The following is a 12,577-nucleotide window of genomic DNA, read 5'->3' as shown; positions in this document are numbered from 1 at the left end:
ATCGCCGCCGACTCGCAGGCCCATACGTCCGCCACCGTTACCGAGATCGACCGCCTGCTGCAGGCCGCAACCGGGCTGCAAGCCGAGCTGGCCTCGCGCGACGAACAACGCCTGAGCGCGTGGCACGAAACGCTGGCCGTCATGGCCGCCACCATGCGTGAGGAATGGCAACAGGCAAGCACGCAATCTGCCGACCACCAGCGCGAGATCCGCGACGCCCTTACCCAGACCGCGCAAGACATCGCCACGCACACACAGCAACAAGCCAGCGGCACCATCGCCGAGGTCGCCCGTCTCGCACAGATTGCGACCGAGGCGCCCAAGGCCGCCGCCGATGTCATCGCCGAACTGCGCCAGAAGCTCACCGACGGCATGGCGCGCGACAACGCCATGCTGGAAGAGCGCGGCCGTCTGCTGCAAACCTTGGGCACCCTGCTCGACGCCGTGAACCACGCCTCCACCGAGCAGCGCACGGCCGTCGATGGGCTGGTCACGACCACGGCAGATCTGCTGGAGCGTGTCGGCACGCGCTTTACCGAGCAGGTGGCGCAAGAGACCGGCAAGCTGGACGGCATCGCCGCGCAAGTCACGGGCAGCGCAGTCGAAGTGGCAAGCCTGGGCGAGGCGTTCGGCGTGGCAGTGCAGGAATTCAGCGCGTCGAACGACAAGCTGGCTGAGCACCTTGCCCGCATCGAGGCTGCGCTCGACAAGTCGATGACGCGCAGCGACGAGCAACTGGCCTACTACGTGGCGCAGGCCCGCGAAGTGGTCGACCTGAGCATGCTGTCGCAGAAGCAGATCCTGGAGAACCTGCAGCAGTTTTCCGCACAACAGGCTAGCGCCGCCGAGGCGACATGACGGACGATTTCGACGCCGGCGTGGAGCCCACCGTCCCGGCCTGGGCGGTGTTCGGCGACCTGATGTCGGTCATGCTCGGGGCCTTCGTACTGGTGCTGCTGGGCGTGATCGGCGTGCAGATGGAACTGTCGGCCCGCCTTGAAAACGAGGTCAAGCACCGGCAGGAGGAACTCAAGCGGCGCCAGACGCTGGAGCAGGCGCTGGCCGGTCCGCTGGCGGCTGGCCGGGTCACGCTCAAGGACGGGCGCATCAACATCAGCGGCAACGTGCTGTTCGCGCTGAACTCCGACCAGTTGCAGCCGGAGGGCCGCACGCTGCTCAAGAGTCTTGCCGCACCGCTATCGGCCTATCTTGGCGCGCGCGACGAGATCCTGATGGTCAGCGGCTTTACCGACGACCAGCAGGTCAGGGAAGGCAACCGGCGCTTTGCCGACAACCTGGAACTGTCGGCCCAGCGCGCGCTGACCGTGACCCGCTCGCTGATCGACGCGGGGGTGCCCCCTTCCTCGGTCTTCTCGGCAGCGTTCGGCTCGCAGCAGCCGGTCGCACCGAACGCCAGCGAGGAAAGCCGGGCCAAGAACCGGCGTGTGGAGATCGCACCGGTGCCGAGAGTATCGGCCGGGGCCACGAAACCTCATGCATAGCCACGCCCCGCTCGATCCAAGCGATCCAAGCGATCCGCGCGCCATGCTCGACGGCTGGCGCGACAGCGGCTCCGACCGCGCGGACCCGGTCCGCTTCCGCTTTATCGAGGCGCTGGCGCGACGCGCTTGCGACTATAGCGGTGAGGCGCGGCGACTGCTGGAGGAGCGCATTGGTCGACTGGTCGCGGATTATGGCGCAGCGCTGGCACGCAACCCGGACGCGATGCCATCGCCCAAGACATCGTCCGAGACGATGCCCTGCGCGACCGACGCCCTCGCCGACCTCGCGGCGCTCAGCGCACGCCTGGGCCGGCGCGCGCCCCCGCCCGCTGTGTCCACGAGCCACGCGCCCACCGTGCCGACTGTGCCCACCGCGCCGACGGCGCCGACCGCAGTCACCGCACCCGCCGCACGCCCTGCCCACCACGCCGAACCGGAACTGGCCGACTACTTCCGCGACACCTGGGCCCGCGTCAGCGTGGACCGGCAACTGCGCCAATCGCAGGAGGGCGTGCCCGAGAAGGCCGGGCCGCTGAACACCAACCATCTGGTGCATCGCTCGCTGTCGCTGATGCGCGAGGTATCGCCCGGCTACCTGGAGCAGTTCCTGTCCTATGTCGATGCGCTGTCGTGGCTGGAAGGCATGCACGCCATCTCGCTGGTACCCGAGCGCGAGGCATCACGCGCATCGGCACCGCGCGCCCCGGCACCGCGCAAGCCGCGAGCCAAGGCGAGCAACACGGGAAGCGGTAAAGGCTGAAAGGCCTGTGCGCGGAGCCTGTGACGATACTGAGCCGGGCTATTGCGCAATTCAGCACCTCTCAGTGCAACTCAACGATCGCCGACCGGATCTCCTGCCGGAGCCACACAGCAGCGGCATCGGCCTGAGCCCTTCGGTGATGAACCAGCTCGATGTCGAATGCCGTATCGGCAAGTTCCTCGGGCACTTCGTGGATCTGGACCTCGGCGCAAGCAAGACGGTGCGCCACACGCCTGGCAACCGTGGCCACCAGATCGCTGTGCGCGACCGCAAGCGGTAACGCCACGATATGCGCAAACGTCGCCGCCACACGCCGGTGATACCCCAACTTCTCCAGCCTGCCATCCACCACCCCGCGTCGTGAACCGCTATCGCCGGGAACAAACAGTGCATGGGGCAATTGCACATAGGTTGCCAGATCGATAGTGCGCCGCCGACCGCGCGCGCCAAGCAGCGGATGCGAACGGCTTGCGATACAAACGAAGTCTTCCTCGTATAACTTCGTTTGCAATATTCGCTTCGGCGCCGAGAGGTGTCCACCGATGGCGACGTCAACCGTACCTTCATCGAGCTGTTCATAGATGGCGGATCGATCGAGCGCCATGATCCGCAAATCGATGTCGGGCGCCTTCCGCCTGAGCCGGCCGATGACGTGCGGAAGCAGCACGATGTCCGCGTAATCAGTGGCCGCGATGGTGAACCCGCGCCCCGCCGGCTCAGCTGGGTCAAATGCAATCGATTGGCCCACGGCCTGACGAACGTGGTCGAGTGCAGCGGAAATCCCCGGCATCAGGGTGTGTGCCAGCTCGGTGGGCTGCATTCCCGAATTGGTACGCACAAACAGGTCATCCCCAAAAAGCACTCGCAGCCGCGTGAGTGCATTGCTCACCGACGGCTGGGCACGGTTCAGGCGCTTGCCGGCTAGCGTGACGCTGCGCGTCTGGTACAGCGCCTCGAAAGCCACGAGAAGATTCAGGTCGATGCGGGACAGATTCATGGCATGAATTTACCGGATATCGAATATCCATTTCAAGAATCCGGCTGCCGTCTATACGATCGACCTTCCGACTCACCTTCTGTACCGCGCCCAAATGAAGACCGTACTTGTCACCGGCATCGAGCCATTCGACGGCGAATCGTTGAATCCTTCGTGGGAAGCCGCCCGCGCCTTTGATGGGCGCATGGTTGGCGGCGCACGCGTTGTGGCCCGCCAGCTCCCCTGCGTCATTGCCAAGGTCGGGCAGGCGCTTCGCGACGCCATCGCAGAGGTCAATCCGGTGCTGGTACTGTGCCTGGGACAAGCAGGCGGGCGCAGCGACGTGTCGATTGAACGCATCGCGATCAACATCGTCGACGCGCGCATTCCTGACAACGCCGGCAGGCAGCCCGTGGACGAGCCTGTGATCGACGGCGCCCCTGCCGCCTACTTCTCCGCGCTTCCCATCAAGGCGCTGGTCAAGCGGTTGCGCGAATCAGGCATTCCCGCTTCGGTCTCGCAGTCCGCAGGCACCTACAATTGCAACGCCATTTTCTATTCATTGCTCCACTTCATCGCGACGGAACGGCCCGCGCTACGCGGGGGGTTCGTTCACGTACCCTATCTGCCCCAGATGGCCGCCCATCACCCGGGAGCGCCGAGCATGGACATCAATACCCTGGTAAGCGCTGTCGACATCATGATCGGCACGGCGCTGGAAGTCACCGCGGATGTCAGGGAGGTCGGGGGCGCCACGCATTAGCTGTCGTTGATGCGCGAGGTGCCACCCGGCAATCCTACGAGCCCCTATGGCCGAGGCGCTTCGAAACCGCCTGCGCACAAGCATCCAATGCTTTTGCCACTGGCCCTTCCCAATCGGTATCGACCGTGCCGGTCGGTCCCATGATGGTGATCGTCAGTGCAATGTTTCCTGAGTAATCAAACACCGGCGCAGAAAAGGCGACGATCCCCGGCGTGGGATGGTTGATGCTGCGCGACATGTGGCGCGCCCGCGCTTCCTTGATCATTTCCTCGACCACTGCGGCGTCCAGCGGATGCGCAATATCGGGGCCGAGCCGAACGCGATCGTCCAGCAATAGCTTTTCGGTGAACTGACGTGGCAGGAATGCCGAGAAAACCCTGCCGGTCGCCGTATTGGCGAGCGACATGACCGTGCCGGTGCGGATATTCGTATGGATGGGATAGGACGCATCGATCAACCGCACGATGACCGGCCCAAGGTTTCCCCAGACAGCGAGTGCAACCGCATGCGACGTTTCTTCCGAAAGCGCTTCTGCGAACGGCGTTGCCTCGCGGATCGGATTCAACGTCTGCAGGCTGGTCAGTCCTAGCTGGATGGCCATCGGTCCAAGCAGGTAGTGACCTGTGACCGGGTCTTGGGCGACCAGCCCGATCTTGCCAAAGCTCACCAGATACGGATGGATCTTGCCGGACGGCATGTTCGCCGCCTTCACGAGATCGCGTAGCGCCATCGGCCTGGCTTCGGATGCCAGCACCTTCAGGATTTCCCCCCCCACTTCAATCGACTGGATGCCGCGGCGTTCTCGCTCGGGGGTCGGGTCAGTCTGGTCCACGGTATGTCCCTGCCATGAGATGGTTAGTGCGCGCAGTATAGCACTAGACATTATCTAATGAATAAGCACAGGGTTAACGTGTAGATAATTTCAAGCGCGCTAGTACTAATCTAGCAAGCATGGTGGCACCGCTACTGGCTGCCCTACCACCCGCACTTGAATGGAGAAGTCGATGTCTACACTGCAACAGGAAAAATGTGACGTCTTGATCATCGGATCAGGCGTCGCCGGCATGTCCGCGGCCATCACTGCCGCCAGCCGGGGACTAAAGGTCATCGTGGCCGAGAAGGCGAGCTACTACGGCGGCACGACAGCCCGCTCGGGCGGCTGGCTCTGGGTGCCGAACACCCATCTGGGCAAGGCATACGGCCATCACGAACTACCGGACCAGGCGCTGACCTACATCCGGAACCAGGCCGGCGCCGGGTTCGATGAGGCGCGCGTTCGCGCCTTTCTGGCGAACGGCCCCCAAGCAATCGAGTTCTTCATGACAAAGACCGCGGTCCAGTTCGACATGCCGCTCACGTTCCCGGACTACCACGCCGAGGCGCCCGGCGCCGCGCAAGGCGGCCGCTCGATGGTGACGCGCCCGTACGACGCCCGCGAACTCGGCCCGTTGCTCAAGACCCTCGGCCCCGTGCTGCCGGAACTGACGGTGTTCGGCGTGACGATCGGCTCCGGCAAGGAGATCGTCCACTTCATGCGGGTAACCCGATCGCTGACGTCCGCGTGGTATGTCACCAAACGCCTGGCCAGGCATTTCCTTGAAGTCATGAGGTACGGGCGAGGCATGACGCTGACCAACGGCAATGCGCTGGCCGCGCGGCTCGCGAAATCGGCAGCCGACCTGGCAATCCCGGTATGGCTGTCGTCGCCTGCCGTACAGTTACTGCAGGAGGGGGAGCGCGTCACCGGCGCGGTGCTCGAACGCGACGGCCAGCGGGTCAACGTCAAGGCGCGTTACGGTGTGGTGCTGGCCAGCGGCGGATTTCCGCACGACCGCGAGCGGCTCAAGCAAACCTACCCGCACGTCAAGGCCGGACACGGCCACTTCTCGCCGACACCGCAGACCAACGTTGGCGACGGCGTGCGTATGGCCGAAGCGGTGGGCGGCATGTTCGACAAAACCCCGTCGAACGCCGCCGCATGGACGCCGATGTCGCTCGTGCCGCGCAAGGACGGCACGACCGGCATCATGCCCCACTTCATCGACCGGGCGAAGCCAGGCGTGATTGCCGTCAGCCTGGATGGCAAGCGCTTCACCAACGAGGCGAATTCGTACCACGATCTCGTGCAGGCGATGATCGCCGCGTCGAAGGGCAAGCCGGAGACGGCCTGCTGGCTGATCGCAGACCATGCGGCGATCCGGCACTACGGCCTCGGCTTTGTGAAACCGTTCCCGATGCCGCTCGGGCCCCATCTGCGCAACGGCTACCTCAAACGCGGCAAGACGATCAACGACCTCGCGCAGCAGATCGACGTCGATCCGGCAACGCTCGATGCCACCATTCGCCAGTACAACGACTCCGCGCAGTACGGCCGCGACCCCGAATTTGGCCGCGGCAGCAAAGCCTACAACCGCTACCAGGGCGACGCACTGCACACGCCCAATCCCTGCGTAGCGCCGCTGGCCAACGGTCCGTTCTATGCGCTCAAGCTCGTACCGGGCGACCTTGGCTCATTCATGGGCATCCGTACGAACGAACACGCCCAGGTCGTCTCCAGCGGCGGCGATCCGATCCCTGGCCTCTACGCCGCGGGCAACGATGCGTCAAGCATCATGGGCGGCGAGTACTGCGGGGCCGGCATCACGCTCGGACCGGGCCTGACCTTTGGCTATGTCGCCGGCAACCACATCGCCGATCACATGCAGGCCACGCCCCCGCAAGCGCGCGCGGCCTCCGCACGCGAGCCACTGGCCATCCACTAGAACACTTCCCTCCCCCGTTCCTGTCACCCACGCGGTGCGCATTGCGCATGCCGCGTGGCAGCGTTCACCCTGAATTTCAGTCGACTGTAACCATGATGATTCCCCAACTCCTGACCGCGAAGGTCGCCTTCGTAACCGGCGCGGGCCAGGGCAACGGCCGGGCAATTGCCATCGGCCTCGCGGAAGCCGGCGCGACGGTGGTCGTGACCGACATGAACGAAGCCAATGCCAACGAGACGGCGGCCATGATCAATGCCCGTGGACACGCCGCACGCGCCTGCGCGCTGGACGTGACCGATGCCCTGCAATGCCGCACCGTTGCCGAAGAGATCACCGCCAGTGTCGGCCCCGTCGACGTGCTGGTGAACAACGCTGGCATCCTGATTCGCGAGGGCATCGACAGCGCAAATGCACTGGCCAATCTGCAGCGGGTGATGAAGGTCAATCACGAGGGGACGTTCAACGTCTGTCACGCGTGGCTGCCGGCGCTGCGCCAGACGCGTGGCGTCATTGTCAACGTTGCGTCCATCGCGTCGCTCTCGGGCCAGCCGAACACGCTCGGCTACTCGCCCTCGAAGGGCGCGGTGAAGATGCTGACCCAGTCGCTCGCCGCCGACCTCGCCCGCGACGGGGTGCGTGTCAATGCCATAGCGCCCGGCGTCATCGACACCCCGATGACCGTTGCCACGCGCACCGATCCGGCGAAGCTCGAACGCTTCATGTCCCGCATCCCGATGAATCGGGTTGGGCAACCCGAGGAACTGGTGGGCGCCGTGCTGTTCCTGGCCTCTTCCATGTCCACCTATGTAACCGGCGTGACCCTGCCCGTGGACGGCGGGTACCTCGCCGCCTGACCTTCACAAACGAGGCATGCGCGTACGGCGCGCTTGCCCGCCCATCCAGGAGACAACGATGAAACAGGCATCCCGCACGATCGACGTGCAGTCCTTCATCGACGCCGAACGCTTTTCCCCTTGCCAGTGGCTGGTCCTTGCCTTTTGCTTCCTCGTCGTGGCGGCCGACGGCTATGACACGGCGGCGATCGGTTTTATCGCGCCGTCGCTGGCGCACGCGTGGGGCATCGGGCGCGGCGAACTCGGTGTCGTCATGAGCGCCGCACTGGCCGGACTGAGCCTCGGTGCGATCTTCGCGGGCCCCATGGCGGACCGCATCGGCCGGAAGGCGGTACTGGTGGCCGCTGTCACATGCTTTGGAGGATGGACACTCGTTGCCGCCCATGCACAGACCGTCGGCACAATGACTGTCCTGCGCTTCCTGACCGGACTCGGACTCGGCGCGGCCATGCCGACTACCATCACGATGATGTCGGAGTACGCGCCGGCGCGTCTGCGTTCGCTTGCGGTGAATGCCATGTACTGCGGATTCTCCGCTGGGCTGGTGGCCGGCGGCGCCGCTTCGGCCTGGCTGATTCCACATTTTGGCTGGCGCAGCGTGTTGACGGCTGGTGGCATTGCGCCGCTGTTACTCGCCGTGCTGCTGCTTGCACTGCTACCCGAGTCGGTCCAGTTCCTGGCGGTGCGCGCCGCGGCACCGGAGCGAATCGCGCGCATCCTGAAACGCATTGCACCTCGGCAATCTCTCGAGCGTTGCGCTTTCGTCGCACCGACGGCTTCGGCAGGCAAAGGAGGGAAAGCTTCGGCTCTTGCACTCATCCTCTCTGCCGGATACCGGCGACACACGTTCCTGCTCTGGCTGTCATGCTTCATGAGTCTGGTGATCTACTACCTGATGACGAACTGGATGCCGACACTGTTCCGCGAAGCCGGTTTCAGCGTTGAACGTGGCGCTTTGCTCGCCGCCCTGTTTCCCCTTGGTGGCTTGCTTGGCAACCTTGTTGCGGGCTGGTTCATGGACCGCTTCAATGCCAACCGCACGATCGTCGTAGCGTACCTGCTGGCCGCTGTGCTTGTGATCGTGGTGGGACGCAGCGTCGAGCATCCGGAATTCCTCGGCATCTCGCTCTTCCTTTGTGGCACGCTGGTCACGAGCGCGGCAACCTCGATGTCCACCTATGCCGCGAGCCTCTATCCGACCGAGGCGCGTACGACGGGCGTGGCATGGATGCAGGGTATCGGGCGGATCGGCGGCATGGCCGGCGCGTTCATCGGCGCAGGCCTTCTCGGACTTGGCTGGAGCTTCGGCGATGTATTCGGCCTGCTGGCCGTGCCGGCACTGCTCGCGGCAGGGGCAGTCTTCATGATCGCAAAGCCTCGGCACGCCTATCCGATGGCAAGGGTGGCGGAGTGATGCGGCCGACGCGAGATCAATCGAAGCGCTGGCCGAGGTGCTTTTCGATTTCCTTGACGGTCTCGAGCAGCTTTGGCCGGATTTCCTCATGCAGCCGGGCCAGCGGGAAATAGCCCGCGGCCCCGGCCACGCTGATGGCCATCAACGGCAGGCCGCGCCCCGGCCACAGGGCAGTAGCAATACCGTGCACCTCCTTGACCCAGGTGCCTGCCGACGTTGCACAGCCAGTCTTGGCGTACTCCTCGACAGCGGCCAGGATCTGCTGCTCGATGCGCGGCCAGTTGCCTTCATCGAGCGCCTGGATGCGCTCCATAAGGTCAGTGCGCTCGTTCGGCGGCAATGCCGCCAGCAATGCCAGGCCGGAAGCACTGGTCGCCAATGGGATGCGCGAGCCGACGTCAAGGCTGAGCGTGACGATGGACGTACTGCGGCAGCATTCCAGATACAACATCGACAGACGATCACGGGTGGTCAGCGCCACGACCGCGCCGGTCTCTGCCGCCAATGCCTTCAGGTAGGGGCGTGCCACCTGCCGCACGTCCAGGTTCACGAGCATGGAACTGCCAAGCGCCGCGGTCGCCGTACCGAGACGATATTTGCCGCTGTCTGGCACCACATGCAGGTACCCGAGCTTGGTCAGGGTGTAGGTCAGTCGGGTGACGGTCGACTTGGGCAATCCGCAACGCACGGCAATCTCGTTGTTTGCCAGGAAGTTGTCGCCGGTCCGGAAGCAGCTCAGCACCTCCAAGCCCCTTGCGAGGGCCGTCACGAAGTGACGGTCCTGACTGTCTTCGTGGCGGGCGTCGTCCGCACCCTCACCGCCGTCGGGGAAGACCCCGCCCTGCTCTTCGTCGTTCGATATCGTTGCCATTTGCTGGTCCTTTGCCTCTACCCGTCGCCCCGGTCGCCCGGTGCGCAGCCGGGCAAGTTAGCACATTCGCGCGGTGACGGCTCGGCAACCTGCCGCCGGGCTCGCTACAGCACAGCCTGGTGCGCGTCCACCGGGTGCGCCGCCAGCTTCTTCATTTCTCCCTTGAGCAGTTTGCCAGTGGGTGCCGCAGGCAACGGCGCCATCGAGCGGATTTCGGTCGGCACCTTGTAGGCTGACAGGCGATCGCGAAGATATTGCTCGAGTTCATCGCGCTCGACGGGTACGCCGGCACGCAATTCGACAAAGGCCACCACTTCCTCGTTGTCGGTAACCTGGCGCCCCACCACGGCGGATTGCACGATGGCCGGATGGCTGTTCAACACCTGCTCCACCTCGACCGGATAGACATTGAAGCCCGAACGGATGATCAGTTCCTTGGTGCGGCCCACGATAAACAACGCACCATCTTCATCCTGCCGCGCCATGTCGCCGGTATTGAGCCATCCTTCGGCATTGATGGCCTCGCGCGTCTTCGCCTCGTCCTTGTAGTAACCCTTCATCATGTTCGGCCCGCGCACCCACAGTTCACCCTCGCCGCCCGTTATCACGTCGTTGCCCGCAGTGTCGACGATGCGAACCTCCACGCCGGGCACCGGCATACCGACCGAACAGTCCCGGCGCGGACTGTCGAGCAGTGTCTGGGCGATGGTCGGCGACATCTCGGTAAGGCCATAGCCGTTCTGTAGCGGCATGCCGAACGCCTGTTCCACTGCCGCCTTCAGTTCCGGTGTCAGCGGGGCGCCAGCGGTACCGATGATGCGCAAGCCGTGGCCCTGCAGCGTGGTGCCCGTCTTTACGCACCAGTCGAGCAGGCGCGCATACATGGCGGGCACGCCGATCAGCATCGTGATACGGCGGTCCTGCATCGCTGCCATCAGTGCTTCCGGCGCGAAGCGCTCTTCCAGGTGCAACACACTGCCGCTTGCCAGTGAGCCAACCAGCTGCGATGACAAACCCACCACGTGGGCCATCGGCAGCACGCCGTAGACGCCATCCGCCGCGGTCAAACGGCGCAGGTTGCGCGAGATGTTCGCCAGATGCAGCAGGTTGGCGTGCGTCAGCATCACGCCCTTGGGCTGACCCGAGGTACCCGACGTATAGATCATCGCGGCCACCTGTTGCGCGGCATCGCTGCTGACCGGCTCCGTGCCAGCCGCTTCATTCAAAGGGCCGACCGCGAGTTCGCCCACATACGGCAATGCACACGCCGTCGCGCCCGCACGTACCGCGTGTGCCGCCGCGTCAGCGGACACGTGTGTTGCATAGAAGACGCGCCGGGCCCCGGAATGGTCGATGAAGTTGTCGATCTCTCGTGGCGACAGACGCGCGTTGACGACCACCGCCCATGCATCGCACTGGCTCGCCGCCAGTACCAGTACCGCCAGTGCCGCGCAGTTCTCGGCGACGAGCAGGATCCGGTCGCCCGCACGCACACCCAGTTCTCCGAGCCGAGCGCTAGTGGCCTCCACGGCGCTGGCCAGTTCCGCGTATGTCAGCCGTACCCGCGCATCGACGATTGCGGTGGCGTCAGGCTGCGTTCGCACCCACGGGCCAATGACTTCGTGGATTCGGCGGAACAGCGGGGTGGAATGCGTGACGATATCGCTCATGCTGCTTGTCTCCTGACTCTATTTGAACTGCTATGCAGTCTATACGACCGCTATGCGGTTCACAACCATGGATTTTTAGTGGTGTATCGCATGTTTTTAATTGACATCCACAAAACCATCGACCCATACTGAACTGCATTGCGGTTCTTCGTTCCGCAAAAAACAGGAGACAACAGTGAGTGAAAAGAAAGCCATCCTCGTTATCGGTGCGGGCGACTCCACTGGCGGCGCGATTGCCCGGCGCTTTGCCAGAGAGGGATACATCGCATGCGTCACCCGACGCAGCGCCGACAAGCTGGTGCCGCTGGTCGAGCAGATCCGCGCGGAAGGCGGCGAGGCGCACGCCTTCGGATCCGATGCCCGCAAGGAAGAGGAGATGACCGCACTGATCCGCAACATCGAGGAGAACATCGCGCCAATCGAGGTCGCCGTCTTCAACATCGGCGCCAACGTGCGCTTCGATATCCTCGAAACCACCGCACGCGTCTACTACAAGGTCTGGGAGATGGCGTGTTTCGGCGGCTTCCTGATGGGACGGGAAACCGCGCGGGTGATGGTTCCGCGTGGCCGGGGTTCGATCTTCTTTACCGGGGCCACCGCAAGCCTGCGCGGAAGGTCCGGCTTCGCTGCCTTCGCTGGCGCCAAGCATGGCCTGCGCGCCCTGGCGCAGTCGATGGCCAAGGAACTGGGGCCGAAGGGCATCCACGTTGCCCACCCGATTGTCGATGGGGCGATCGACACGGAATTCATCCGCGAGAACTTTCCGGACCGCTACGCGCTGAAGGACCGCGACGGCATTCTCAATCCGGAACACATCGCCGACACCTACTGGATGCTGCACCAGCAGCCACGCGATGCCTGGACGCACGAGCTCGACCTGCGTCCCTGGATCGAAGCCTGGTAATTGGCGCTCCCCCTCCCCGCCCGCCCCCTATTGCGAAAAATTTCGGAATCCACCCGCCGTCCGCCGTACTGCGGCGGGCCGGGGGGTTCCGCCATATTTCG

Annotated in this window: 11 protein-coding genes and 1 pseudogene; 8 read left to right on the top strand and 4 right to left on the bottom strand. The window is 64.4% G+C overall.

Annotation, left to right across the window (positions count from 1 at the left end; translation table 11 throughout):
- The 3 genes and pseudogenes from ACO550_RS18760 to ACO550_RS18750 form a co-directional block, all read left to right on the top strand.
- Positions 1 to 858 (top strand): annotated as a pseudogene (locus tag ACO550_RS18760) (DUF802 domain-containing protein); the annotation flags it as partial.
- The gene (locus tag ACO550_RS18755) at positions 855 to 1,502 is read left to right on the top strand and encodes an OmpA family protein (RefSeq protein ID WP_315598745.1); all 648 of its coding nucleotides are present in this window, start codon (positions 855 to 857) and stop codon (positions 1,500 to 1,502) included. The pseudogene ACO550_RS18760 and the gene ACO550_RS18755, both read left to right, overlap by 4 nt.
- Positions 1,495 to 2,262 (top strand): DUF2894 domain-containing protein, encoded by a 768-nt coding sequence (locus tag ACO550_RS18750; RefSeq protein ID WP_315598744.1) that lies wholly within the window; start codon positions 1,495 to 1,497, stop codon positions 2,260 to 2,262. The genes ACO550_RS18755 and ACO550_RS18750 overlap by 8 nt, the downstream gene beginning before the upstream one ends.
- 61 nt (positions 2,263 to 2,323) lie before the next feature.
- Here ACO550_RS18750 and ACO550_RS18745 read toward each other — a convergent pair whose 3' ends face one another.
- Positions 2,324 to 3,259: a LysR family transcriptional regulator gene (locus ACO550_RS18745; RefSeq protein WP_315598743.1), complete on the bottom strand. Its 936-nt coding sequence runs from the start codon at positions 3,257 to 3,259 to the stop codon at positions 2,324 to 2,326.
- 94 nt (positions 3,260 to 3,353) lie between these two features.
- On the opposite strand from ACO550_RS18745, the gene pcp reads away from it, so the two are divergent.
- Positions 3,354 to 4,001 (top strand): pyroglutamyl-peptidase I, encoded by a 648-nt coding sequence (gene pcp / locus ACO550_RS18740; protein WP_315598742.1) that lies wholly within the window; start codon positions 3,354 to 3,356, stop codon positions 3,999 to 4,001.
- Between the two features lie 34 nt (positions 4,002 to 4,035).
- Here pcp and ACO550_RS18735 read toward each other — a convergent pair whose 3' ends face one another.
- A complete protein-coding gene (locus ACO550_RS18735; RefSeq protein ID WP_315598741.1) occupies positions 4,036 to 4,884 on the bottom strand; it encodes an IclR family transcriptional regulator domain-containing protein in 849 nt (282 codons plus the stop codon).
- Positions 4,885 to 5,005: 121 nt separating this feature from the next.
- Here ACO550_RS18735 and ACO550_RS18730 point away from each other — a divergent pair, with 121 nt between their 5' ends.
- The 3 genes from ACO550_RS18730 to ACO550_RS18720 all read left to right on the top strand — a co-directional run bounded on the left by ACO550_RS18730 (position 5,006) and on the right by ACO550_RS18720 (position 9,031).
- The gene (locus ACO550_RS18730; protein WP_315598740.1) at positions 5,006 to 6,763 is read left to right on the top strand and encodes an FAD-dependent oxidoreductase; all 1,758 of its coding nucleotides are present in this window, start codon (positions 5,006 to 5,008) and stop codon (positions 6,761 to 6,763) included.
- Positions 6,764 to 6,858: 95 nt separating this feature from the next.
- Complete coding sequence (locus ACO550_RS18725) at positions 6,859 to 7,617, top strand: glucose 1-dehydrogenase (RefSeq protein ID WP_315598746.1); 759 nt, start codon at positions 6,859 to 6,861, stop codon at positions 7,615 to 7,617.
- Positions 7,618 to 7,675: 58 nt separating this feature from the next.
- Positions 7,676 to 9,031: an MFS transporter gene (locus tag ACO550_RS18720; protein ID WP_315598739.1), complete on the top strand. Its 1,356-nt coding sequence runs from the start codon at positions 7,676 to 7,678 to the stop codon at positions 9,029 to 9,031.
- Positions 9,032 to 9,047: 16 nt separating this feature from the next.
- Here ACO550_RS18720 and ACO550_RS18715 read toward each other — a convergent pair whose 3' ends face one another.
- Complete coding sequence (locus tag ACO550_RS18715; protein ID WP_315598738.1) at positions 9,048 to 9,902, bottom strand: IclR family transcriptional regulator domain-containing protein; 855 nt, start codon at positions 9,900 to 9,902, stop codon at positions 9,048 to 9,050.
- Positions 9,903 to 10,006: 104 nt separating this feature from the next.
- Complete coding sequence (locus ACO550_RS18710; RefSeq protein WP_315598737.1) at positions 10,007 to 11,572, bottom strand: class I adenylate-forming enzyme family protein; 1,566 nt, start codon at positions 11,570 to 11,572, stop codon at positions 10,007 to 10,009.
- 175 nt (positions 11,573 to 11,747) lie between these two features.
- Between ACO550_RS18710 and ACO550_RS18705 the strand changes: the two genes are divergently transcribed.
- Positions 11,748 to 12,476, top strand: coding sequence for an SDR family oxidoreductase (locus tag ACO550_RS18705; RefSeq protein WP_485994933.1), 729 nt, complete (start codon positions 11,748 to 11,750; stop codon positions 12,474 to 12,476).
- Positions 12,477 to 12,577 lie beyond the last annotated feature (101 nt).

The sequence above is a fragment of the Cupriavidus sp. genome (assembly GCF_057315035.1).
The sequence above is the reverse complement of the archived record's forward strand: the minus strand, read 5'-3'. Positions and strand labels throughout refer to the sequence as shown.